Genomic DNA, 24,698 nt, shown 5'->3' with positions numbered 1-24,698 from the left:
TGCGCTGTTCCTGAGGATTACCTTATCTCCTGTGGGAGCGGGCGTGCCCGCGAAGGGGCGCAAAGCGCCCCAAATCCCCCTCGTAATTACGCTACAATCCCGCCCTTGTCGTTCAGCATTGCTACAGGACTTTCCATGTCGGTTCCCTTCGTTCACCTGCGGGTCCACTCCGAATTCTCGCTGGTCGACGGCCTGGTGCGGATCAAGCCGCTGGCCAAAGCGCTGGCGGGGATGAACATGCCGGCAGTGGCGATCACCGACCAGAGCAACATGTGCTCGCTGGTCAAGTTCTACAAGACCGCCATGGGCGCCGGCATCAAGCCAATTTGCGGTGCCGACCTGTGGCTGGCCGGTGCCGATCCGGAAGCACCGTTGTCGCGTATCTGTTTCCTGGCCATGGACCCCAAGGGCTACCGCAACCTCACCGAGCTCATTTCCCGTGGCTGGACCGACGGCCAGCGCAACGGCCTGGTGATTCTCCAGCGTGAATGGATCGCACCCGCCAGTGAAGGGCTGATCGCTCTGTCCGCAGGCAAGGAGGGCGATATCGGCATGGCCCTGATGAACGGCCGTCAGGACGAAGCCCAGGCGTTGCTGCAGGACTGGATGGGCATGTTCCCCGAGCGCTTCTACGTTGAAGTGCAGCGCACCAACCGCGCTGGCGACGAAGAATACGTGCACGCTGCCGTGGCCCTGGCCGACCAGCTTGGCGCGCCGCTGGTGGCCACCAACGACGTGCGCTTCATCAAGCAATCCGACTTCGATGCTCATGAGACCCGCGTGTGCATCGGCGAGGGCTGGACCCTCGACGACCCGCGTCGCCCGCGCGGCTACAGCGACCAGCAGTACCTGAAGTCGGCCGAGGAAATGGCCGAACTGTTCAGCGATCTGCCCGACGCCATTGCCAACACCGTCGAAATCGCCAAGCGTTGCAACATCCAGGTGCAGCTGGGCAAATACTTTCTGCCTGACTTCCCGACGCCTAACGGCATGGGCATCGACGACTACCTGCGCCATGTTTCCCACGAAGGCCTCGAGGAGCGCCTGGCGGTGCTCTGGCCGAAAGAAACCACGCCCAATTACGAAGAGAAGCGCCAGGTCTACCTGGACCGGCTGAAGTTCGAACTGGACATCATCATCCAGATGGGCTTCCCCGGTTACTTCCTGATCGTCATGGACTTCATCAAGTGGGCCAAGAACAACGACGTGCCGGTCGGCCCGGGCCGGGGTTCGGGTGCCGGCTCGCTGGTGGCCTACGTGCTGAAGATCACCGACCTCGACCCGCTGGCCTATGACCTGCTGTTCGAGCGCTTCCTCAACCCTGAGCGTGTTTCCATGCCCGACTTCGACGTCGACTTCTGCATGGACGGCCGTGACCGGGTGATCGATTACGTGGCCGAAGCCTATGGCCGCAACGCGGTGAGCCAGATCATCACCTTCGGCACCATGGCCGCCAAGGCGGTGGTGCGCGACGTGGCGCGGGTGCAAGGCAAGTCCTACGGCCTGGCCGACCGCCTGTCGAAGATGATCCCGTTCGAAGTGGGCATGACCCTGGAGAAGGCCTACGAGCAGGAAGAGATCCTGCGCGACTTCCTCAAGGGCGACGAGGATGCCCGCGAGATCTGGGACATGGCGCTCAAGCTCGAAGGTGTCACCCGTGGTACCGGCAAGCACGCCGGTGGCGTGGTGATCGCCCCGACCAAGCTCACCGACTTCTCGCCGATTGCCTGTGACGAAGAAGGCGGTGGCCTGGTGACCCAGTTCGACAAGGACGACGTCGAAGCAGCGGGCCTGGTGAAGTTCGACTTCCTCGGCCTGCGTACCCTCACCATCATCAAGTGGGCGATGGAGATCATCAACCGCGAGCAGGCCAAGCAGAACCTGCCCGACCTCAACATCGACTTCATCCCGCTGGACGACCGCAAGACCTACGAACTGCTGCAGAAAGCCGAGACCACGGCGGTGTTCCAGCTCGAATCGCGCGGCATGAAAGAGCTGATCAAGAAGCTCAAGCCCGACTGCCTGGAAGACCTCATCGCACTGGTGGCACTGTTCCGTCCGGGCCCGCTGCAGTCGGGCATGGTGGACGACTTCATCAACCGCAAGCACGGCCGTGCCGAGCTGGCCTACCCGCACTCCGACTACCAGTACGAAGGCCTCAAGCCGGTACTGGCGCCGACCTACGGCATCATCCTGTACCAGGAACAGGTGATGCAGATCGCCCAGGTGATGGCGGGCTACACCCTCGGCGGCGCCGACATGCTGCGACGAGCCATGGGTAAGAAAAAGCCCGAGGAGATGGCCAAGCAGCGCGGTGGCTTCATCGAAGGTTGCGTCGCCAACAACATCGAGGCGGATCTCGCAGGTAACATCTTTGACCTGGTAGAGAAATTTGCCGGTTACGGCTTCAACAAGTCCCACTCCGCGGCCTATGGCCTGGTGTCGTACCAGACGGCCTGGCTGAAGACCCACCACCCTGGGCCGTTCATGGCAGCGGTGCTGTCGGCGGACATGCACAACACCGACAAGGTGGTGGTGCTGGTCGAGGAAGTGCGCAGCATGAAGCTGCGCCTCGATGCGCCGGACGTGAACTTCTCCGACTTCAAGTTCACCGTCAACAACGACGGCCGTATCGTCTATGGCCTGGGCGCGATCAAGGGTGTCGGCGAGGGCCCGGTGGAGGCCATCGTCGAGGCCCGCGCCCAGGGTGGCCCGTTCAAGGACCTGTTCGACTTCTGTGAGCGCATCGACCTCAAGCGGGTCAACAAGCGTACCCTCGATGCGTTGATCCGCAGCGGTGCGCTGGACCGCCTGGGCCCGCACTTCCATGACGAGATCAAGGCCTACCACGCCAGCATCGACGTCAACCGTGCCACCTTGCTCTCGGCGCTGGGCGAAGCGGTCAAGGCCGCCGAACAGGCGGCCCATACCGCTGACAGCGGCCACGTTGACCTGTTTGGCGGCATGTTCGACGAGGTGGATGTCGACGTCTACGCCAACCACCGCAAAGTGCGTGAGCTGACGCTCAAGGAGCGCCTGAAGGGCGAAAAGGACACCCTGGGCCTGTACCTCACCGGCCACCCGATCGACGAGTATGAAACCGAGATCCGCCGCTTCGCCCGTCAGCGGATCATCGACCTCAAGCCATCGCGCGAGACCCAGACCATTGCCGGGATGATCATCGCCCTGAGGGTGATGAAGAACAAGAAGGGCGACAAGATGGGCTTCGTCACCCTGGATGACCGCTCCGGGCGCATCGAGGCCTCGCTGTTCGCCGATGCCTACATCGCGGCACAGTCGTTGCTGCAGGCCGATGCCATGGTGGTGGTGGAGGGCGAAGTCAGCAACGACGACTTCTCCGGTGGCCTGCGCCTGCGAGTGAAGCAGGTGATGACCATGGAGGATGCGCGCACCAAGCTGGCCGAAAGCCTGCGGCTGAAAGTGGCGCACGAAGCGCTCAAGGGCGACCGCCTGAAGTGGCTGGGCGAATTGATCACCCGCCACCGGGGTGCCTGCCCGATCACGCTGGAGTACACCGGCAGTGATGCCAAGGCCATGCTGCAGTTCGGCGAGCAGTGGAAGATCGACCCGGCCGATGGCCTGATTCAGGCGCTGCGTGACCAGTTCGGGCGTGAGAACGTCTTCCTGCAATATCGTTGAATCGACGAAATTTAATCTCGACCTATATGCGCCTGATCCCTTAAGGTAGGGCGCCAAACGGATCAACCGGCCGGCCGCCTGGCCGTAGACCCAAGACGGATGACTATGAACCCGAATTTTCTCGATTTCGAACAGCCGATTGCCGACCTGCAAGCCAAGATCGAAGGCCTGCGCCTGGTAGGCAACGACAACTCGCTGAACATCAGCGATGAAATTGCCCGTCTGCAAGACAAGAGCAACACCCTGACCGAAAGCATCTTCGGCAACCTGACCAGCTGGCAGATTGCCCGCCTGGCCCGTCACCCGCGTCGTCCATACACCCTGGACTACCTGGATCACATCTTCACCGAGTTCGAAGAGCTGCACGGCGACCGCCACTTCTCCGACGATGCTGCCATCGTCGGGGGTACCGCGCGTCTGGACGGCAAGCCGGTGATGGTGATCGGCCACCAGAAAGGCCGTGAAGTGCGCGAGAAGGTACGCCGCAACTTCGGCATGCCGCGCCCTGAAGGCTACCGCAAGGCCTGCCGCCTGATGGAAATGGCCGAGCGTTTCAAGATGCCGATCCTGACCTTCATCGACACCCCGGGCGCCTACCCGGGCATCGACGCCGAAGAGCGCAACCAGAGCGAGGCCATCGCCTGGAACCTGCGCGTCATGGCACGCCTGAAGACCCCGATCATCGCCACCGTGATCGGTGAGGGTGGTTCCGGCGGTGCGCTGGCCATCGGCGTATGCGATCAGCTGAACATGCTGCAGTACTCCACCTATTCGGTGATCTCGCCGGAAGGCTGCGCCTCGATCCTGTGGAAGACTGCCGACAAGGCGGCCGACGCCGCCGAAGCCATGGGCATCACCGCAGAACGCTTGAAAAGCCTGAACATCGTCGACAAGGTCATCCCGGAGCCGCTGGGCGGCGCCCACCGTGACCCGGCGAAAATGTCCGAAAGCATCCGTGCCGACCTGGTGCAGCAGCTGGACATGCTCGGCAAGCTCGACAACGACGCGCTGCTTGCCCGTCGTTACGAGCGCCTGATGAGCTACGGCCTCTGATCTGGATTTGCCCCGGGGGCCGCTTTGCGGCCCTTTCGCGACACAAGGCCGCTCCTACAGGCGACCGCGTTCCCCTGTAGGAGCGGCCTTGTGTCGCGAAAGGGGGGCAAAGCACCCCCCGGCAATCTCAAGCCAAGTGAGGCGCATATGATCAACCTCACCCCCTGGCTGACAGCCCCCACCTGGTACATCGCCTTCTCCGGCGGCCTCGATTCCACCGTCCTCCTGCACCTGCTGGCCAACCACGCCCGCAACCACGCATCCCCCCCGCTGAACGCCATTCACATCCATCACGGCCTGCAATCCGCAGCCGACGCGTGGCCGGCCCACTGTCAGGCCGTCTGCGAAAAGCTGGGTATCGAACTCCAGATCCTCCACGTCCAGGTGACCCCCGGCGCCAGCCTCGAACAGGCGGCCCGCGACGCCCGCTATGCCGCCCTGGCGAAAGTCCTCGGCCCCGGCGACATCCTGTTCACCGCCCAACACCGCGACGACCAGGCCGAAACCTTGCTCTTCCGCCTGCTGCGCGGTGCCGGCCTGCGTGGTCTGGCGGCGATGCCCGGGCAGCGCCCGCTAGGGCAGGGCAGCCTGGTCCGGCCGCTGCTGGGCACCTCGCGCCAGCAGTTGCATGACTACGCCCAGGCCAAAGAGCTGGTGTGGATCGAAGACCCGACGAACGTTGATACCGCCTTCGACCGCAACTACCTGCGTGCACAGGTGTTCCCGCATTTGCAGCAGCGTTGGCCGCAGGCCAGCCAGAACTTCGCACGATGTGCAGAGCATCTGGGCGAGGCGCTGGGCTTGCTCGACGAACTGGCGCAGGGTGATCTGGGCGACGCCGGGGAGGGCGCCGTTCCGGCCTGGGCGACCTTGCAATCGCTCGATCTGGCGGTGCTCACCCGCTTGTCGCCGGCACGGCAGCGCAATGCCCTGCAGCATTGGCTACGCCCGCGAACCCGCTTGCCTGATACCCGTCATTGGGCCGGCTGGGCGGACCTGCGCGATGCCGCTGCAGATGCACAACCCATCTGGCGGCTAGCCGACGGTCGGTTGGTGCGCAGTCATGGCCGTATCTGGTGGTTGAGTGGTGACTGGCTGCAGCAACCCGCGGGCGAGTACGCCTGGGCCGACCCAGGCGCGGTCCTGGCATTGCCGGGCAACGGCAGCGTACGCCTGGAAGCCGCTGAGCCGCTGGGGGAACTGCGGATCACCTATCGCCAGGGCGGCGAGGTACTGGACATGCCCGGACGCGGCCGGCGCGACCTCAAGCGCCTGCTCAACGAACTGCAGGTCCCGCACTTCGTGCGCCCGCGCCTGCCATTGCTATATGGCGGCGATCGCCTGCTGGCAGTGGCCAATCTGCCAGCGCTGGCGCAGGCCGATTGCCAGCTTCACTGGCAGCCGCCGACGAACGCGCAAGGTTTGAGCTGAAGGGTACATTCCGGTAGACTACCCTCCCTTCTTGATACAACTTCTGTGGCTTCCCCGGAAACACAGCAGTTGCCGATTACCAAGCAGTTTTTTGCTGGGCTGATTCTGGAAATGACGAGCGAGCTCCATGCCGGGGATACCCCCGGTCTGTACAGACGCGGCAGTTTTTCGAGATGCACTGTGATTGACGCAGGTGATCGGGGGCTTCGGCCTTCCTTCGCTTTCTCCGGCGGCGCTGGCCGCCTTAACGCAGACTTCTAGGGTTTTTCATGACGCGCTACATATTCGTCACGGGCGGTGTTGTTTCTTCATTGGGGAAAGGCATTGCCTCGGCTTCCCTGGCGGCCATCCTGGAAGCGCGGGGCCTGAAGGTCACCATGCTCAAGCTGGATCCGTACATCAACGTCGATCCGGGCACCATGAGCCCGTTCCAGCATGGTGAAGTGTTCGTCACCCACGATGGCGCCGAGACCGATCTCGACCTGGGCCACTACGAGCGGTTCATCCGCACCACCATGACCCAGAACAACAACTTCACCACCGGCCGTATTTACGAGCACGTGCTGCGTAAAGAACGCCGGGGTGACTACCTGGGCGCGACCATCCAGGTCATCCCGCACATCACCGACGAGATCAAACGTCGCATCATCAAGGGCGCCGACGATGCCGACGTGGCCCTGGTGGAAATCGGCGGTACCGTGGGTGACATCGAGTCGCAGCCATTCCTCGAGGCGATCCGCCAGCTGCGTGTCGAAGTGGGCTCCAAGCGCGCCATGCTGATGCACCTGACCCTGGTCCCGTACATCGCCACCGCCGGCGAGACCAAGACCAAGCCGACCCAGCACTCGGTCAAGGAGCTGCGCTCCATCGGCCTGCAACCTGACGTGCTGATCTGCCGTTCCGACCACCCGGTCGACGCTTCGTCGCGCCGCAAGATTGCGCTTTTCACCAACGTCGAAGAGCGCGCGGTGATTTCGCTGGAAGACGTCGACACCATCTACAAGATCCCAGGTGTTCTGCACGCCCAGGGCCTGGACGACTTCGTCGTCGAGCGCTTCGGCCTGCAGTGCAACAGCGCCGACCTGTCCGAGTGGGACAAGGTGGTCGATGCCAAGCTCAACCCTGAGCAGGAAGTGACCATCGCCATGGTCGGCAAGTACATGGAGCTGCTGGACGCGTACAAGTCGCTGATCGAAGCGATGAGCCACGCCGGCATCACCAACCGGACCAAGGTCAACCTGCGTTACATCGATTCCGAAGACATCGAGAACCAGGGCACCAGCCTGCTCGAAGGCGCCGACGCCATTCTGGTCCCGGGCGGTTTCGGCCTGCGTGGCGTTGAAGGCAAGATCACCGCGGTGCAGTACGCCCGCGAGAACAAGGTCCCGTACCTGGGCATCTGCCTGGGCATGCAGGTGGCCGTGATCGAGTTCGCCCGCAACGTGATGGGCTGGAAAGACGCCAACTCCACCGAGTTCGACCGCAACAGCGGCCACCCGGTTGTCGGCCTGATCACCGAGTGGGCCGATGCAACCGGTGCTGTCGAGACCCGTACCGAAGCGTCCGACCTGGGCGGCACCATGCGCCTGGGCGCGCAGGACTGCCAACTGGCTGCCGGTTCCAAGGTGCACGACTGCTACGGCAAAGACGTGATCACCGAGCGTCACCGTCACCGTTACGAGGTCAACAACAACCTGCTGCCGCAACTGGTTGACGGTGGCTTGGTGGTTTCCGGTCGCTCCGAAGACGGCGCGCTGGTCGAAGTGGTCGAGGCCAAGGACCACCCATGGTTCGTTGCCTGCCAGTTCCACCCGGAGTTCACCTCCACCCCGCGTGACGGCCACCCGCTGTTCAGCGGCTTCGTCAAGGCGGCCCTGGCCCAGAAGAACAAGGCCTGATTTTTTCAGGTCTTTGATGAGTTTTCCGACGGTTAAAGCCGCGCAAGGCTCATTTCTCGGGTAAAGTACGCCCCGATCTACCCCTGACCGCTCGGTCAGGGGTTGCTTCTGCCAGGCCTGCCTGCTGCATCCCCGCCTGGTACAAGGCAAGAATTCCTTAAAGCTGCGTTGTTTTCGTCAATTCTGGAGTGCTTACAACAATGGCAAAAATCGTCGACATCAAAGGTCGTGAAGTTCTCGATTCGCGTGGCAACCCCACCGTGGAAGCCGATGTACTGCTCGACAACGGCATCATCGGCAGCGCCTGCGCGCCGTCCGGTGCTTCCACCGGCTCGCGCGAAGCGCTGGAGCTGCGTGATGGCGACAAGAGCCGTTACCTGGGCAAGGGCGTGCTGAAGGCCGTCGGCAACATCAACGGCCCGATCCGTGAGCTGCTGCTGGGCAAGGATCCTTCCGACCAGAAGGCCCTGGACCGCGCCATGATCGAACTGGACGGTACCGAGAACAAGGCCAAGCTGGGCGCCAATGCCATCCTGGCTGTTTCCCTGGCTGCCGCCAAGGCCGCTGCACAGGACCAGGACCTGCCGCTGTACGCGCACATCGCCAACCTGAACGGCACCCCGGGCCAGTACTCGATGCCAGTACCGATGATGAACATCATCAACGGTGGCGAGCACGCCGACAACAACGTCGACATCCAGGAGTTCATGGTTCAGCCAGTAGGCGCCAAGACCTTCTCCGATGGCCTGCGCATGGGCACCGAGATCTTCCACCACCTCAAAGCCGTGCTCAAGGCCCGTGGCCTGAACACCGCTGTAGGTGACGAGGGTGGTTTCGCCCCGAACCTGGCTTCCAACGAAGACGCCCTGGGTGCCATCGCCGAAGCCGTTGAAAAAGCCGGCTACAAGCTGGGCACCGACGTGACCCTGGCCCTGGACTGCGCCGCTTCCGAATTCTACGAAGGCGGCAAGTACAACCTGTCCGGTGAAGGCAAGTCGTTCGATGCCGAAGGCTTCGCCGATTACCTGAAAGGCCTGACCGAGCGCTTCCCGATCATCTCGATCGAAGACGGCCTGGACGAGTCCGACTGGGCTGGCTGGAAGATCCTGACCGACAAGATCGGTGAAAAGGTACAGCTGGTCGGTGACGACCTGTTCGTAACCAACACCAAGATCCTCAAGGAAGGCATCGAGAAGGGCATCGGTAACTCGATCCTGATCAAGTTCAACCAGATCGGCTCGCTGACCGAAACCCTGGAAGCCATCCAGATGGCCAAGGCTGCCGGCTATACCGCAGTGATCTCGCACCGCTCCGGTGAGACCGAAGACTCGACCATCGCCGACCTGGCCGTGGGTACCGCTGCCGGTCAGATCAAGACTGGCTCGCTGTGCCGCTCCGACCGCGTCTCGAAGTACAACCAGCTGCTGCGCATCGAAGAGCAACTGGGCGCCAAAGCGGTTTACCGTGGTCGTGCCGAGTTTCGCGGCTAAGCAAGAGATGGTAAAAAGACAGCAGCCGAGGTTGTCAGAACTTTCGTAATGAATTTTCTGGCGCTTCATGCGGGTTTCTGTCAACGAAGCCTGGCCTCGGCCAGGCTTCGTGCTATATGACGCCCGTGTGCGGCGGTCTTTAACCTGGATACCTTGATGCGCAGTCCCTATTGGTTGTTCCTTGTCCTGCTCCTGCTGCTCGGTGGCCTGCAGTACCGCCTTTGGGTGGGTAACGGCAGCCTGGCGCAAGTGGCCGAGCTCAAGCAGCAGATCGACGAACAGCACGCCGAGAACGAACGGCTGCTGGAGCGTAACCGCGTGCTCGATGCCGAGGTGCTGGAGTTGAAGAAAGGTATGGAGACCGTCGAAGAACGGGCTCGTCATGAATTGGGAATGGTCAAAGAGGGCGAAACCCTCTTCCAGCTGCCGCAAAAATGATTGAACCACTACCGGTCTTCTGGGCCGTGATTCCTGCTGCGGGCGTCGGTGCCCGCATGGCTGCCGACCGCCCCAAGCAGTACCTGGCGCTGGCCGGGCAGACCATCCTCGAGCACAGCCTCGACTGTTTCCTTGGCCACCCCTCGCTCAAGGGCGTGGTGGTCAGCATTGCCGAAGACGACCCTTACTGGCCAGGCCTGCGTTGCGCCAGCGATCCGCGCATCCAGCGTGCGCCGGGCGGCGACGAACGGGCCGACTCGGTGCTCAATGCCTTGTTGCTGTTGCATGCCCAGGGGGCGTCGGACAACGACTGGGTATTGGTGCACGATGCCGCGCGGCCTAACCTTGCGCGCACTGACCTGGACAAGCTGTTGTCGGAGCTGGCCGATGACCCGGTAGGCGGGCTGCTGGCAGTGCCGGCACGCGATACCCTCAAGCGCGCCGATGCCAATGGGCGGGTCGCAGTGACGGTGGACCGCAGCACCATCTGGCTGGCCTACACGCCGCAGATGTTCCGCTTGGGGGCGCTGCATCGGGCCCTGGCCGAGAGCCTGGTTTCTGATGTGCTGGTGACCGATGAAGCGTCGGCGATGGAGTGGTCGGGGCAGGCGCCACGGCTGATCGAAGGGCGCAGCGACAACATCAAGGTCACCCGGCCGGAAGATCTGGAATGGCTGCGCCAGCGCTGGACGGGTAGGCGCTGAGATTGTCGGGACCGCTGCGCGGTCCTCTCGCGACACAGGGAACTGCGACCTCCTGTAGGAGCGGCCTTGCGTCGCGAAAGGGTCGCAAAGCGGCCCCAGCACCCGATCAGGTCACCCGATACTCCGGCAACCCCGCCAACCCTTCCTTCAGATAATCCACCAGCCGCCTGACCTTCGGCGACAGATGTCGCTGCTGCGGATACAACGCCCACACCGCCGTATTCGGCGGCTGATGCCCCTCCAGCAACGACACCAGCGCGCCACTGTTGAAGTGCTCCAGTACGTAATAGTCCGGCAACTGGCACAACCCCATCCCCAGCAGCGCCGCATCCAGCACCGCCTGACCACTGTTGCAGCGCCAGTTGCCCTGCACCCGCTGGCTGATCTCACGGCCATCCTGCTGCAACGCCCACAAGTCGGAACTGCCGATCAGGCAATTGTGCCGGGCCAATTCCGACAGACTGTGCGGCCGCCCATAGCGCTCCAGGTACGCCGGCGATGCGCACAGGTACATGCGCCGCGGCGCGAGGCGCGTGGCCACCAGCCGTGAGTCGGCCAAGCGGCCCAGGCGGATTGCCAGGTCCATGCCTTCGTGCAGCAGGTCCAGCGTGCGATTGCTCAGTTCCACCTCGACGCGCAATTGTGGATACAGCGCCATGAAGCGCGTCACCAGTGGCACGATGAAGCGCTCGCCATAGGCCACCGCACAGGTCATGCGCAGCAGCCCCTTGGGTTCGCTGGCCAGGTCACCCATGGCGCGCAGCGCTTCTTCCCGGCCGTCCTGCAGGCGCTGACAGTGCTGCAGAAAGGTCTGCCCGGCTTCGCTCAAGGCCACCCGACGGGTGCTGCGGTACAGCAGGCGGGTTTGCAGACGTTCCTCCAGGCGGGCGATCTGTCGGCTGATATGTGAAGACGACACGCCCAGACGCTCCGCGGCAGCCGTGAACTGGCCAGACTCGGCCACGGCGACGAATTCGTCGATGCCTTCCCAGCGGCTGCTCATGAATTATCCCTGTATGGCAATAATGTTTTGGCTTTGGCCTGATTATTCATCAAAAGCGCGTGGATTACACTGCTGGACTGAACCGATCCTCTGTCTGGAGACCCTGTGATGATCAAATCCCGTGCTGCCGTTGCCTTCGAGGCCAAGAAACCCCTGGAAATCGTCGAAGTCGACGTGGCCATGCCCAAGGCTGGTGAGGTCCTGCTGCGGGTGGTCGCCAGCGGTGTCTGCCACACCGACGCCTACACGCTGTCCGGCGCCGACCCCGAAGGCATCTTCCCGTCGATCCTTGGCCATGAAGGCGGTGCGATCGTCGAAGCCGTTGGCGAGGGCGTGACCTCGTTGGCAGTCGGCGATCACGTGATCCCGCTGTACACGCCGGAGTGCGGCAAGTGCAAGTTCTGCCTCTCGGGCAAGACCAACCTGTGCCAGGCCATCCGCGCCACCCAGGGCAAGGGGCTGATGCCGGACGGCACCACCCGCTTCTCGTACAAGGGCCAGCAGCTGTTCCACTACATGGGCACCTCGACCTTCTCCGAGTACACCGTGCTGCCGGAAATTTCCGTGGCCAAGATCCAGAAGGAAGCACCGCTGGAAAAGGTCTGCCTGCTCGGCTGCGGCGTTACCACCGGTATCGGTGCCGTGCTCAACACCGCCAAGGTCAAGGCGGGTGACACCGTGGCCATCTTCGGCCTCGGTGGCATCGGCCTGTCGGCGGTGATTGGTGCAGTCAAGGCCAAGGCCTCGCGCATCATCGCCATCGATATCAACCCGGCCAAGTTCGAGATCGCCCGCCAACTCGGCGCTACCGACTGCATCAACCCGAAAGACTACGACCGCCCGATCCAGGAAGTGATCGTCGACCTCACCGATGGTGGCGTGGACTTCTCCTTCGAGTGCATCGGCAACGTGCAGCTGATGCGCGCGGCCCTGGAGTGCTGCCACAAGGGCTGGGGCGAATCGGTGATCATCGGTGTCGCCGGTGCCGGCCAGGAAATCGCCACCCGACCGTTCCAGCTGGTGACCGGCCGCGTCTGGCGTGGTTCGGCATTCGGCGGCGTACGTGGCCGCAGCGAGCTGCCAAGCTACGTGGACATGGCCGAGAAGGGCGAGATCCCGCTGGATACCTTCATCACCCACACCATGGGCCTGGAGGACATCAACAAGGCTTTCGACCTGATGCACGAAGGCAAGAGCATCCGCAGCGTGATCCACTTCTGAGGTGAGCCATGAGCCTGGATAACATCTCCTGCCAGAAAAGCTTCGGCGGCTGGCACAAGCGTTACCGGCATCACTCCAAGGTGCTGGGGTGCGACATGGTGTTTGCCGTCTACCTGCCACCGCAGGCCGAGCAGGGCGAGAAGCTGCCGGTGCTGTATTGGCTCAGCGGCCTCACCTGCACTGACGAGAACTTCATGCAGAAGGCAGGTGCCCAGCGCCTGGCCGCCGAACTCGGCCTGATCATCGTCGCCCCCGACACCAGCCCGCGTGGCGAGCAGGTGGCGGGCGACCCTGACGGTGCCTGGGACTTCGGCCTCGGCGCCGGGTTCTATCTCAACGCCACCCAGCAGCCCTGGGCGCAGCACTACCGCATGCACGACTACGTGGTGCAGGAGCTGCCAGCACTGATCGAGGCGCACTTCCCGGCGTCCGGCCAGCGCAGCATCAGCGGCCATTCCATGGGCGGGCATGGCGCGCTGGTGTGCGCCTTGCGCAACCCAGGGCGCTATCGCTCGGTGTCGGCGTTCTCGCCGATCAGCAACCCGATGGACTGCCCGTGGGGTGAAAAAGCCTTCAGCCGCTATTTGGGTGAAGACCGTGCGCGCTGGCGTGAATGGGATGCCAGTGTACTCCTGGCGGAAACACCTGCAGGCGAGTGCCCGCCGTTGCTGGTGGACCAGGGCGACCGTGACGACTTCCTCGAGAAGCAGCTCAAGCCTGAAGCGCTGGAGCAGGCCGCGCGCAAGGGCGGCCATGAGCTGACCTTGCGCCTGCAGCCGGGCTACGACCACAGCTACTACTTCATCGCCAGCTTCATCGATGAGCATCTGCGCCATCATGCAATGGCACTGGGGCGGCTGTAGGAGCGGCCTTGTGTCGCGAATGGGCCGCAAAGCGGCCCCAGGTTTCGGCGCCACCGCTTCAATCGCCGGGGCTGCTGCGCAGCCCTTTCGCGACGCAAGGCCGCTCCTACATGACGGCCCCAATAGCGGCTAAAGCAGGTAGAATCACGCCCTGACTCAATCAGGGCGTTTTTCTATGCGTATTGGCCACGGCTACGATGTGCACCGTTTCTGCGACGGTGATTTCATTACCCTGGGTGGGGTGCGTATCCCCCACAAATACGGCCTCCTGGCCCATTCCGACGGTGACGTGCTGCTGCATGCCCTGAGCGATGCCTTGCTCGGCGCTGCGGCGCTGGGTGACATCGGCAAGCATTTCCCCGACACCGACCCGCAGTTCAAGGGCGCCGACAGCCGCGTGCTGCTGCGTCATGTGGTCGCGGTGGTCCGGGCCAAAGGCTGGAAAGTCGGCAATGTCGACGCCACCATCGTCGCTCAGGCCCCGAAAATGGCCCCGCATATCGAAACCATGCGCCAGCTGATTGCCGAAGACCTGCTGGTCGAGCTCGACCAGGTCAACGTCAAGGCCACCACCACCGAGAAGCTCGGTTTCACTGGCCGCGAGGAGGGCATCGCCGTGCATTCGGTTGCCCTGCTGCTGCCAGCATGACCGAACTGGACCTGCTGGGCCCGCGGGCGTCGGGCGAAGCGTTGGGTAGTGCCGTGCTCAAGGCCGTGGCTGAAGACTTCCAGGTCGACGAGGTGCTGGACATCCCGCTGTCCGGCCAGGGCGAGCACCTGTGGCTGTGGGTCGAGAAGCGTGACCTCAACACCGAAGAGGCTGCCCGCCGCCTGGCCCGTGCCGCCGGTGTGCCGGTGCGCGCCATCAGCTACGCGGGCCTGAAGGACCGCCAGGCCCTGACTCGCCAGTGGTTCAGCCTGCACCTGCCGGGCAAGGCCGACCCTGACCTGTCGCGTGCCGAAGACGACACCCTGCGCGTGCTCAAGCAAGTGCGCCACCAGCGCAAGCTGCAGCGCGGCGCCCATTCGGCAAACGGCTTCACCCTGCGTCTGACTGCCCTGGCCGCCGATCGTCAGGCCCTCGACGCCCGCCTTGAGCAGCTCAAGCAGCACGGCGTGCCGAACTATTTCGGCAGCCAGCGTTTCGGTCACGCCGGTGGCAACGTCCACGATGCTCAGGACTGGGCTGCGCGCAAGGCTCTGCCGGAGCAGCGCAACGTGCGTTCGCGCCTGCTCTCGGCGGCGCGCAGCTATGTGTTCAATCAGGTGCTGGCGGCACGTGTGGCCGATGGCAGCTGGCAGCGCGCCCAGGTCGGGGATCTGCTGGCGTTCACCGATAGCCGTAGTTTCTTTCCCGCTGGGGAGCAGGAATGTTCCGATCCTCGCTTGGGAATTCTCGACTTGCACCCGACCGGCCCGATGTGGGGTGAAGGCCCTTCGCCCGCAGCTGGCGCGACCTGCGAGCTGGAGACGGCGGTCGGCGAGCAGCACCTGGCACTTTGCCAATGGCTCGCGTATGCGGGCATGAGTCACGAACGGCGCATCCTGCGGCTCCCTATTGGCGGCTTGACGTGGCATTATCCCGAGCCTGATATCCTGCAACTGGAATTCGTCCTTCCGGCCGGATGCTTCGCCACCGTGGTGGTGCGCGAACTCGTCGATCTGGTGCCGGCAGGGCAGACGGACAGCCCATGCGTATTCTGATTTCAAATGACGACGGTGTTACGGCACCGGGCCTCGCCGCGCTACACGGTGCGCTGGCGGATTATGCCGAGTGCGTGGTGATCGCCCCGGACCAGGACAAGAGCGGCGCCGGCAGTTCGCTGACGCTGGACCGGCCGCTGCACCCGCAGACCCTGGCCAACGGCTTCATCAGCCTCAACGGCACGCCTACCGATTGCGTGCACCTGGGGCTCAACGGCCTGTTGCCGGAGCCGGTGGACCTGGTCGTTTCGGGCATCAACCTGGGGGCCAACCTGGGTGATGACGTGATCTACTCCGGCACGGTCGCTGCCGCGCTGGAGGGCCGTTTCCTGGGCGGCACCTCGCTGGCGTTCTCGCTGTTGTCGCGGTTGCCCGACAACCTGCCGACTGCCGCCCATATCGCCCGTCGCCTGGTGGAGGCGCTGCCGCGTCTGCAACTGCCGCCGCGTACCGTGCTCAATGTGAATATTCCCAACTTGCCCCTTGAGCACATCCGTGGCATCCAGCTTACCCGCCTTGGTCATCGGGCGCGGGCGGCGGCGCCCACCAAGGTGGTCAACCCGCGCGGCAAGGAAGGCTACTGGATCGCCGTGGCCGGGGATGCCGAGGATGGCGGGCCGGGCACCGATTTCCATGCCGTCATGCAAGGCTATGTATCGATCACCCCGTTGCAGCTGGACCGCACGTTCAATGATGCCTTCGAACAGCTCGACGGCTGGCTGGAGGGCCTGCTCTGATGCGTGAACAGGACGATCTGCAGCGCCGTGGCGGTATCGGCATGACCTCGCAGCGCACCCGCGAGCGGCTGATCCAGCGCCTCTATGAGGAAGGCGTGTCGAACGCCAAGGTGCTTGACGTCATTCGCCGTACCCCGCGCCACCTGTTCGTCGACGAGGCGTTGGCGCACCGGGCATACGAAGACACGGCGCTGCCGATCGGGCACAACCAGACCATCTCCCAGCCCTTCATGGTGGCGCACATGAGCGAGCTGCTGCTCGAAGCGGGGCCGTTGGACAAGGTGCTGGAGATCGGCACCGGCTCTGGCTACCAGACCGCGATCCTGGCCCAGCTGGTCGAGCGGGTGTTTTCGGTGGAGCGGATCAAGGTGCTGCAGGATCGGGCCAAGGAACGCCTGGTCGAGCTCAACCTGCGCAATGTGGTGTTCCGCTGGGGCGACGGCTGTGATGGCTGGCAGGCGCTGGCGCCCTATAACGGCATCATCGTCACTGCGGTGGCGGCGGAAGTGCCGCAGGCGCTGCTGGACCAGCTGGCGCCGGGAGGGCGCATGGTGATTCCGGTCGGCCCGGCCGGCGAGGTGCAGCAGCTGATGCTGATCGTGCGCGAAGAGCACGGTTTTTCCCGTCGCGTACTGGGTGCAGTGCGTTTTGTGCCGCTGCTCAACGGCCCGCTGGCCTGAGCCGCCAGGAATATTTGCAGCAGCAACGAATTCTTGCGGCATGGCCCTGTCTATCTGGCGGGGCCTGGACCCTGCCAATGCCGCCTGGCTTGGTTATAATTGCAACAATATTGCATTTCATATCGTATTATCGATTTTCGGCACCATGAGGGGAGCGCGGGTGGGGCACACAGTCATTCGGCAGCGCAAGGATCGGTCGGGTTTCAAGCTTCTGGTGATTGCACTGGTCATGGGCACCCTGCTGACAGGTTGCTCCAGCACAGGCTCCAGCGGCGCGCGTGTGATCGACCGCAACACGGCTGCGCCCAAGCGACCTGCAGTGACTTCGGGGCAGTACGTCGTCAAACCTGGCGACACGCTGTTCTCCATCGCATTCCGCTACGGCTGGGACTACAAGGAGCTGGCTGCACGTAACGGTATCGACGCTCCGTACACCATCCGCCCGGGCCAGGCGATCCGTTTCAGCAGCGGGTCCACCAGCAGCACCACTGTGGTCTCCAGCCCGTCTTCCTCGAGCAAGACAACGGTCATTCGTCGCCCCGCAGGAACGCCTATCACCCCATCCGGAAACGGCGGAAAATCGACGCCAACAACGCCCGCCACGCCTGCGCCGGTGATCACCACGGTGCCCGCCGCAGAGCGTGCGGTGGGGAGCTGGACATGGCCAGCCAATGGCGTGCTGATTGGAAAATTTGCTTCAAACGGTAGTTTGAATAAAGGCATTGATATCGCCGGTGATTTGGGACAGCCTGTTTTTGCTGCGTCTGATGGTGCGGTGGTCTACGCCGGGAGTGGTTTGAGGGGCTACGGCGAACTGATCATCATCAAGCACAGCGACACCTACGTCAGTGCCTACGGCCACAACCGCAGGCTGTTGGTTCGGGAGGGGCAGCAGGTCAAGGCAGGGCAGTCGATTGCTGAAATGGGGTCCACGGGCACTGATCGGGTGAAGCTGCATTTCGAGATTCGCCGCCAGGGCAAACCCGTCGATCCGCTCCAGTTCCTGCCACGCCGTTGATCGTTGCACCCCGGCCTGTTCCTTGGATGTAGAGGGGACAGGCTCCTGCGATGCCAGGGAGACAGGCGCCGCATGAGTCTGAGTTCGAACTCAGCAAAGGACTATAACAATGGCTCTCAGTAAAGAAGCGCCGGAGTTTGACATCGACGATGACGTCCTCCTCATGGAGACGGGCATCGTTTTGGAAACGGATGTGGTGTCAGACGAACCTGCTGTACCTTCGGTTCGGACCAGGGCCAAATCAGGCTCTTCGCTCAAGCAGCACAAGTACATCGATTACAGCCGGGCACTCGATGCCACGCAGCTGTATCTCAACGAGATCGGATTCTCGCCTCTGCTTTCGCCGGAAGAGGAAGTCCATTTTGCGCGCCTGTCGCAAAAGGGTGACCCGGCCGGCCGCAAGCGCATGATCGAAAGCAACCTGCGCCTGGTTGTGAAAATTGCCCGTCGTTACGTCAACCGTGGCCTGTCGCTGCTCGATCTGATCGAGGAAGGCAACCTGGGGTTGATCCGCGCGGTGGAGAAGTTCGACCCGGAGCGCGGCTTCCGCTTCTCTACCTACGCGACCTGGTGGATCCGCCAGACCATCGAACGGGCGATCATGAATCAGACCCGCACCATTCGCCTGCCGATTCACGTGGTCAAGGAGCTCAACGTCTACCTGCGTGCCGCGCGGGAACTGACCCAGAAGCTCGATCATGAGCCTTCACCTGAAGAAATCGCCACGCTGCTGGAGAAACCGGTCGCCGAGGTCAAGCGCATGCTGGGCCTGAACGAGCGTGTGTCTTCGGTGGACGTGTCGCTCGGCCCGGACTCCGACAAGACCCTGCTCGACACGCTGACCGACGATCGCCCGACCGATCCGTGCGAACTGCTGCAGGACGATGACCTGTCGCAGAGCATCGATCAGTGGCTGGGTGAGCTGACCGACAAGCAACGTGAGGTGGTGGTACGCCGCTTCGGCCTGCGTGGGCATGAGAGCAGTACCCTGGAAGATGTTGGTCTGGAGATCGGTCTGACCCGCGAACGCGTAAGGCAGATCCAGGTGGAGGGGCTCAAGCGTCTGCGCGAGATCCTCGAGAAGAACGGGCTTTCCAGTGAGTCGCTGTTCCAGTAAACCTGGCGTTACCGTATGCAAAGCGCCCCGATGACCTCGGGGCGTTTTTGTGTGCGCCGTTCGGGTAGTCCCGCTCCGGCCTCTTTGCGGGCATGAAACCAGGGCCAAGCAATGTGTACGGCGCTACCCCTGATGCTTGCCGTGTAAGCCTTTGCTTACTCTTTGTGTAAGCCATCTGTGTAACTACCAGTAAATCAAAGTCGTTTTCAGATCCGGTTTATTCGCAACTATCTGAAATTAAAGTGATTTTTGGCTGTGTGGAAATGTGTCCCCAGTAACATCCTGAGAGATCTTGCTGTTGCCTGCCTCGGGGAACTCGCTAGTATTCGAACTGTGCACACGGACATGCACAGGCTTTCAGGGAGAAGGCCAAGGACATCGCAAGAGGCGATTTCATCAGGACGATGTTTGGGACAAGCAGGGACTACGGAAAAAAATGTGGGCGGGTCAAACCGCCCCTTTTTTTTTGCCCGCAGATAATGAAAAAAGGCCCGTTGCGGGCCTTTTTCGTTTCTGGGCGCTTAGCGCTCCAGATCGGCGATCTTGCCGGTCTTGCCGTCCCACTCCTCAGCGTCGGGCAGGGCGTCCTTACGCTCGGTGATGTTCGGCCAGACTTCCGCCAGCTCGGCGTTGAGCTCGATGAAGTTTTCCATGCCTGCGGGGATCTCGTCTTCCGAGAAGATCGCCTGGGCTGGGCACTCAGGCTCGCACAGTGCACAGTCGATGCACTCGTCCGGGTGAATCACCAGGAAGTTCGGGCCTTCGTAGAAGCAGTCCACCGGACAGACTTCCACGCAGTCGGTGTATTTGCATTTGATGCAGTTGTCGGTGACGACGAAGGTCATTTCTAGTTCTCTCCTCAGGCGACGGCGGCGGCCCTTCCTCTCAGGGCCGCGCGGTTTACAGGCATGTGGCTGCAGGCCAGGCTAATAACCTGCAGCACCAGCAAACCGCGGCGGATTCTACCAGCTTGTAGTGGGCGCCGTTATAACAGGTTCTTTAGTTGATATAGCATTTCGATAGCTTGACGCGGGGTCATGTCATCCAGGTCCAGCTTGCCCAGCTTCTCGATGGCCGGGTGAGGCAGGCTGGCGAACAGGTCGCTCTGGTGCGGGGCTTGTGGCTCGTCCTTGGCCTTCTTCGTCAGCGGTGCCTCATGGGGCAGGCTGGCGGTCTCCAGCCTGCCCAGGTGCTCGCGTGCACGCAGGATTACGGGCGCCGGCACGCCCGCCAGCTGGGCCACGGCCAGGCCGTAGCTTTGGCTGGCCGGGCCAGGCAGCACGTGGTGCAGGAAGACGATACGTTCGTTGTGCTCGGTGGCGTTCAAGTGCACGTTGGCCACCAGCGCTTCACTCTCCGGCAGCACGGTCAGCTCGAAGTAGTGAGTGGCGAACAGGGTGTAGGCACGCAGCTGGGCCAGGCGCTCGGCGGCGGCCCAGGCCAGTGACAGGCCGTCGAAGGTGCTGGTGCCGCGGCCGACTTCGTCCATCAGCACCAGGCTGCGGTCGGTCGCGTTGTGCAGGATGTTGGCGGTTTCGCTCATCTCGACCATGAAGGTCGAACGCCCGCCGGCCAGGTCGTCGCTGGAACCGATTCGGGTGAAGATGCGGTCGACCAGTGACAGCTCGCAGCTGGCCGCCGGTACGAAGCTGCCGATGTGTGCCATCAGCACGATCAGGGCAGTCTGGCGCATGTAGGTGGACTTACCGCCCATGTTCGGGCCGGTAATGATCAGCATGCGCGTGCTGTTGTCCAGGCCCAGGTCGTTGGCCACGAATGGCGTGGTCAGCACCTGCTCGACCACCGGATGGCGGCCCTGCTCGATGCGCAGGCAAGGCTCGTCGGTGAAGCGCGGGCAGTTCAGGTCGAGATTCAGCGCACGCTCGGCAAGGTTGCTCAGCACATCGATCTCGGCCAGCGCGGCGGCGCTGTCCTGCAGCGGCGCCAGGTGGCTGATGAGGGTCTCCATCAGCGCGTCGTAGAGCATTTTCTCGCGCGCCAGGGCGCGGCTCTTGGCCGACAGCGCCTTGTCCTCGAAAGCCTTGAGCTCGGGCGTGATAAAACGCTCGGCGCCCTTGAGCGTCTGGCGGCGGATGTAATCGCCCGGCGCCTGCTCGGCCTGTTTGGTAGGCAGCTCGATGAAGTAGCCGTGCACGCGGTTGTAGCCGACCTTGAGGTTGGCAAGGCCCGTGCGGGCCTTTTCGCGGGTTTCCAGGTCGATGAGGAACTGGCCGGCGTTCTCGCTGATGGCCAGCAGCTCGTCCAGCTCGCTGTCGTAGCCGGCCTTGAGCACACCGCCATCGCGAATCACCGCTGGCGGGTTGTCGATGACTGCACGTTCCAGCAGGCTGGCCAGCTCGGGGTAGGTGCCGGTAATGGCAGCCAGGCGCGCCAGGTGCGGGGCCTCCAGCTCGCTCATGGCGTTCTGCAGTTCGGGCAGGGCGCCAAGGGCATCGCGCAGGCGCGCCAGGTCACGCGGACGGGCATTGCGCAGGCCGATACGGGCGAGGATCCGCTCGATATCGCCGATTTCCTTCAACTGCGGCTGCAGCTTTTCGAAACGGTAGCTGTCGAGCAGGCAACGGATTGAGTCCTGGCGTGCCTGCAGCACCTTGAGGTCGCGCAGCGGGCGGTTCAGCCAGCGGCTCAGCAGGCGGCTGGCCATGGCGGTCTGGCAACGGTCGATCACCGATTGCAGGGTGTTGTCACGCCCACCGGCCAGGTTGATGTCCAGCTCCAGGTTGCGACGGCTGGCGCCATCCAGAATGACCGTGTCGTCCAGGCGCTCGTGGCGCAGGCTGCGCAGGTGTGGCAGGGCGGTGCGCTGGGTTTCCTTGGCGTAGGTCAGCAGGCAGCCGGCGGCGCCGATCGCCAGGGTCAGCTTGTCGCAGCCAAAGCCTTTGAGGTCCTTGGTCGCGAACTGCTGGCACAGGGCCTTGCGTGCCGAGTCGCGGTCAAAGTCCCACGGCGCGCGGCGACGGGCACCCGGACGCTTCTCGGCGGGCAGGTCGCGCGGCCAGTCATCGGGGATCAGCAGCTCTACCGGGTTCAGGCGCTCGAGTTCGGCCAGCAGGTTTTCCCAGCCTTTGATCTCCTGCACGCTGAAGTTGCCGCTGGTGATGTCCAGCACCGCCAGGCCGAACAGGCGTTCGTCACCGAGCAGCGCGGCGATCAGGTTGTCGCGGCGCTCGTCGAGCAAGGCCTCGTCACTGACCGTGCCTGGGGTGATGATGCGCACCACCTGGCGTTCCACCGGGCCCTTGCTGGTGGCGGGGTCGCCGATCTGCTCGCAGATCACCACCGACTCGCCGAGCTTGACCAGCTTGGCCAAATAGCCCTCTAGCGAATGGAACGGAATGCCGCACATGGGGATCGACTGGCCGGCCGACTGACCGCGCGCGGTCAGGGTGATGTCCAGCAGTTTCGCGGCTTTCTTCGCATCTTCGTAGAAGATCTCGTAGAAGTCGCCCATGCGGTAGAACATCAGCTGGTCCGGGTGCTGATTTTTCAGCTTCCAGTACTGTTGCATCATCGGGGTGTGTGCGGAGAGATCAGACATTCAGGGCCTTACAGCGGGTGATCTGGTTGGCGATTTTGAAACCGGCAATGGTACAGGCTTTTTCATCCAGATGCAGGCAGGGCGCTCGTCGCTCAATCTGGTGAAGCATCGCGCACTTCTCTACAATGCGCGGCCCCTTGCAGAGCCATCCCCGAGTTTCACGATGAATGTTTGCAACACGGTCTCCTTCGCCAAACAGCAACTGATCTATCTTCTCTACGGAGAGCGGCGCATCTACCAGCTGGAGGCGAAACTGAGCATCCTCACCGCGCTGGCGCGCAGCAAGCCGGGGGAGCTGCCGACCATACGCGTGCTTACCGACCAGCCGCAGGCATTCGATGGCTGGCCCGTGCAAGTGATTGCCCTGGACCCAGCACTGCTCGAAGCCTGGAGCGGCGATGGCGGCTACACCCACCGCCGCAAGGCATGCGCTATTGCTTACGCTGCGCCGTGGGCAGAGAAGACCATCTTCATCGATACCGACACGGTGTTCCTGCAGGCTCCGGTGCAGTTGTTCCAGCAGGTTGATGCAGGCCACTTCCTCGTGGATGAACTCGAAATGAGCTGGGAGCAGGCGTCCCGCCACCACTATTACTCAGCTTTCACCCAGGCGCTGGCGAGCGCCGGGGAAGCACCGGAAAACGACTTGCAGCTTTGTAACAGCGGTGTGCTGGGCTTTGCCCTGGAAAACGCCAGCATTGCCGAGCGTGCCGTGCACCGCATTGACGCCTGGGCGCCCTTTGCTGCGAGCCTGCATACTATCGAGCAGATCGCTTTTTCATTCGAGCTGCATGGCAAGCAGATCAATCAGGCGCGTGGCATCATCAGCCACTACTTTGCGATGAAGCCGTTCATTCATGCCATTCTGGAAGTGTTCTTCGCACGCAACGGTGACCGCTTCGATGCGCGCATGCTCGAACAGGCATTGCAAGTACCTGTGCAGAGGCCAGAGCCTTCATGGTTCGATCGCCTTACCGCCAAGTGGTACCTCAAGCGGATGCCGCGGAAAACGCGTGGTATCGGCCGCAAGCTGCTGTACGGCAGCTTCATCGGCAGCGACGAGTATCAACGGGCATGCAAGGCGATCTGGTGGCACTCGGCGATCGAGGACATGCGTCGGATCGGTGGCTTCGACTGGTCGACCGGCTGGCCGCAAGGCCTGCCGCGTCTGCGGGAGGCCGATGAACAGGTGGTTACGGCAATGGCCCGAATAAGCCGGGCGATGTCCTGAACGCTGCATTGCTTTCGGTTTCGTATGCCTGCATTATGCATGCTATGCAAAAACGCAACGTAGCCTCCGTACTCAGAGAACTGCTCGACCGCCACGGCCTGTCCCCGACGGAGCTGTACCGGCGCACGGGCGTCCCTCAATCCACCTTGTCGCGGATTCTCGGCGGCAAGATCGTCGACCCTTCCGACAAGCACGTGTCGAAAATCGCCGAATACTTTGGCGTGAACACCGAGCAGCTGCGCGGTCGCGCCGAGCTTGGCGAGTCGCGTGAAGCCGCGCTGCCGGCCCACGGCCACGCAGACCTCAGCGACATCAGCCTGTGGGACGATGAAACCCCCGTCGAGGATGACGAGGTCTCGGTACCTTTCCTTCGTGAGGTCGAATTGGCAGCAGGATCAGGAAGATTCGTCATTGAAGAGAGCGAGCGTGCGCGACTGCGCTTCGGCAAGCGCAGCCTGCGCCACAATGGCGTGCAGTTCGACCAGGCCAAGTGTGTGACCGTGCGCGGCAACAGCATGCAGCCGGTATTGCGCGATGGCGCGACGGTGGGCGTGAACACCGGCAAATGCGCGATCGGTGACATCATCGATGGCGACCTCTACGCCATCAACCATAACGGCCAGTTGCGGGTGAAGCAGGTCTATCGCTTGCCAACCGGCATTCGCCTGCGCAGTTTCAACCGTGACGAACACCCAGATGAGGACTACAGCTTCCAGCAGATGCAGGACGAGCAGATCAGCCTGCTCGGGCATGTGTTCTGGTGGGGCATGTACGCTCGCTGACATACCTGCTCCCAAGAAACCCGCTTCAGCGGGTTTTTTTTCGCCTGCAGAAAATCCCTACACGGCAAGTCGTGCATAGCCTGCATGCATATCAGCAAAAAACCGCGCT

General features: G+C 62.9%; 20 protein-coding genes. 17 read left to right on the top strand and 3 right to left on the bottom strand.

Features of this window, described 5'->3' with window-relative positions:
- Positions 1-135 precede the first annotated feature (135 nt).
- From dnaE to ispD, 7 genes are all read left to right on the top strand, one after another.
- Positions 136-3,660 carry a DNA polymerase III subunit alpha gene (dnaE, locus tag ACIPW4_RS05895; RefSeq protein ID WP_400655699.1) on the top strand — a complete coding sequence of 1,175 codons (3,525 nt, stop codon included), beginning with the start codon at positions 136-138 and terminating at the stop codon, positions 3,658-3,660.
- Between the two features lie 105 nt (positions 3,661-3,765).
- Positions 3,766-4,713 (top strand): acetyl-CoA carboxylase carboxyltransferase subunit alpha, encoded by a 948-nt coding sequence (locus tag ACIPW4_RS05890; RefSeq protein WP_400655698.1) that lies wholly within the window; start codon positions 3,766-3,768, stop codon positions 4,711-4,713.
- A gap of 147 nt (positions 4,714-4,860) precedes the next feature.
- A complete protein-coding gene (gene tilS, locus ACIPW4_RS05885; protein WP_400655695.1) occupies positions 4,861-6,144 on the top strand; it encodes a tRNA lysidine(34) synthetase TilS in 1,284 nt (427 codons plus the stop codon).
- 269 nt (positions 6,145-6,413) lie between these two features.
- Complete coding sequence (locus ACIPW4_RS05880) at positions 6,414-8,042, top strand: CTP synthase (RefSeq protein WP_400655692.1); 1,629 nt, start codon at positions 6,414-6,416, stop codon at positions 8,040-8,042.
- 200 nt (positions 8,043-8,242) lie between these two features.
- Positions 8,243-9,532, top strand: coding sequence for a phosphopyruvate hydratase (eno, locus tag ACIPW4_RS05875; protein WP_400655690.1), 1,290 nt, complete (start codon positions 8,243-8,245; stop codon positions 9,530-9,532).
- Between the two features lie 156 nt (positions 9,533-9,688).
- On the top strand, positions 9,689-9,970 hold the full coding sequence (gene ftsB, locus ACIPW4_RS05870) for a cell division protein FtsB (protein ID WP_023534037.1): 282 nt from the start codon (positions 9,689-9,691) through the stop codon (positions 9,968-9,970).
- Positions 9,967-10,674, top strand: coding sequence for a 2-C-methyl-D-erythritol 4-phosphate cytidylyltransferase (gene ispD / locus ACIPW4_RS05865; protein WP_400655688.1), 708 nt, complete (start codon positions 9,967-9,969; stop codon positions 10,672-10,674). Before ftsB ends, ispD begins: the two co-directional genes overlap by 4 nt.
- Before the next feature lie 106 nt (positions 10,675-10,780).
- Here ispD and ACIPW4_RS05860 read toward each other — a convergent pair whose 3' ends face one another.
- Entirely contained in the window at positions 10,781-11,677 is an 897-nt protein-coding gene (locus tag ACIPW4_RS05860; RefSeq protein ID WP_400655685.1) for a LysR substrate-binding domain-containing protein, read from the bottom strand.
- 108 nt (positions 11,678-11,785) lie between these two features.
- Here ACIPW4_RS05860 and ACIPW4_RS05855 point away from each other — a divergent pair, with 108 nt between their 5' ends.
- The 8 genes from ACIPW4_RS05855 (at position 11,786) to rpoS (ending at position 19,017) form a co-directional block, all read left to right on the top strand.
- Positions 11,786-12,898 (top strand): S-(hydroxymethyl)glutathione dehydrogenase/class III alcohol dehydrogenase, encoded by a 1,113-nt coding sequence (locus tag ACIPW4_RS05855; protein ID WP_400655683.1) that lies wholly within the window; start codon positions 11,786-11,788, stop codon positions 12,896-12,898.
- 8 nt (positions 12,899-12,906) lie between these two features.
- Positions 12,907-13,761: an S-formylglutathione hydrolase gene (gene fghA, locus ACIPW4_RS05850; protein ID WP_400655680.1), complete on the top strand. Its 855-nt coding sequence runs from the start codon at positions 12,907-12,909 to the stop codon at positions 13,759-13,761.
- Between the two features lie 175 nt (positions 13,762-13,936).
- Positions 13,937-14,410: a 2-C-methyl-D-erythritol 2,4-cyclodiphosphate synthase gene (gene ispF / locus ACIPW4_RS05845; RefSeq protein WP_400655678.1), complete on the top strand. Its 474-nt coding sequence runs from the start codon at positions 13,937-13,939 to the stop codon at positions 14,408-14,410.
- Positions 14,407-15,465 carry a tRNA pseudouridine(13) synthase TruD gene (gene truD, locus ACIPW4_RS05840; RefSeq protein ID WP_400655677.1) on the top strand — a complete coding sequence of 353 codons (1,059 nt, stop codon included), beginning with the start codon at positions 14,407-14,409 and terminating at the stop codon, positions 15,463-15,465. The genes ispF and truD overlap by 4 nt, the downstream gene beginning before the upstream one ends.
- Complete coding sequence (surE, locus tag ACIPW4_RS05835; RefSeq protein ID WP_060510080.1) at positions 15,453-16,202, top strand: 5'/3'-nucleotidase SurE; 750 nt, start codon at positions 15,453-15,455, stop codon at positions 16,200-16,202. The genes truD and surE overlap by 13 nt, the downstream gene beginning before the upstream one ends.
- A gap of 41 nt (positions 16,203-16,243) precedes the next feature.
- A complete protein-coding gene (locus ACIPW4_RS05830; RefSeq protein ID WP_400656435.1) occupies positions 16,244-16,882 on the top strand; it encodes a protein-L-isoaspartate(D-aspartate) O-methyltransferase in 639 nt (212 codons plus the stop codon).
- Between the two features lie 160 nt (positions 16,883-17,042).
- Positions 17,043-17,900, top strand: coding sequence for a peptidoglycan DD-metalloendopeptidase family protein (locus ACIPW4_RS05825; protein WP_400656432.1), 858 nt, complete (start codon positions 17,043-17,045; stop codon positions 17,898-17,900).
- A gap of 109 nt (positions 17,901-18,009) precedes the next feature.
- Positions 18,010-19,017: an RNA polymerase sigma factor RpoS gene (rpoS, locus tag ACIPW4_RS05820; RefSeq protein WP_016392283.1), complete on the top strand. Its 1,008-nt coding sequence runs from the start codon at positions 18,010-18,012 to the stop codon at positions 19,015-19,017.
- A gap of 521 nt (positions 19,018-19,538) precedes the next feature.
- Here rpoS and fdxA read toward each other — a convergent pair.
- Positions 19,539-19,862, bottom strand: a complete 324-nt coding sequence (gene fdxA, locus ACIPW4_RS05815) for a ferredoxin FdxA (protein ID WP_012270863.1) — start codon at positions 19,860-19,862, stop codon at positions 19,539-19,541.
- Positions 19,863-20,002: 140 nt separating this feature from the next.
- Positions 20,003-22,576, bottom strand: a complete 2,574-nt coding sequence (gene mutS, locus ACIPW4_RS05810) for a DNA mismatch repair protein MutS (RefSeq protein WP_400655673.1) — start codon at positions 22,574-22,576, stop codon at positions 20,003-20,005.
- Between the two features lie 163 nt (positions 22,577-22,739).
- Between mutS and ACIPW4_RS05805 the strand changes: the two genes are divergently transcribed.
- Complete coding sequence (locus ACIPW4_RS05805; protein WP_400656430.1) at positions 22,740-23,807, top strand: hypothetical protein; 1,068 nt, start codon at positions 22,740-22,742, stop codon at positions 23,805-23,807.
- Positions 23,808-23,842: 35 nt separating this feature from the next.
- Entirely contained in the window at positions 23,843-24,589 is a 747-nt protein-coding gene (locus tag ACIPW4_RS05800) for a S24 family peptidase (protein WP_400655671.1), read from the top strand.
- Positions 24,590-24,698 lie beyond the last annotated feature (109 nt).

Source organism: Pseudomonas sp. NPDC089996, from assembly GCF_044748405.1.
Taxonomy (GTDB): domain Bacteria; phylum Pseudomonadota; class Gammaproteobacteria; order Pseudomonadales; family Pseudomonadaceae; genus Aquipseudomonas.
Note: the sequence above shows the minus strand (reverse complement) of the source record. Positions and strands in the feature narration are given on the sequence as shown.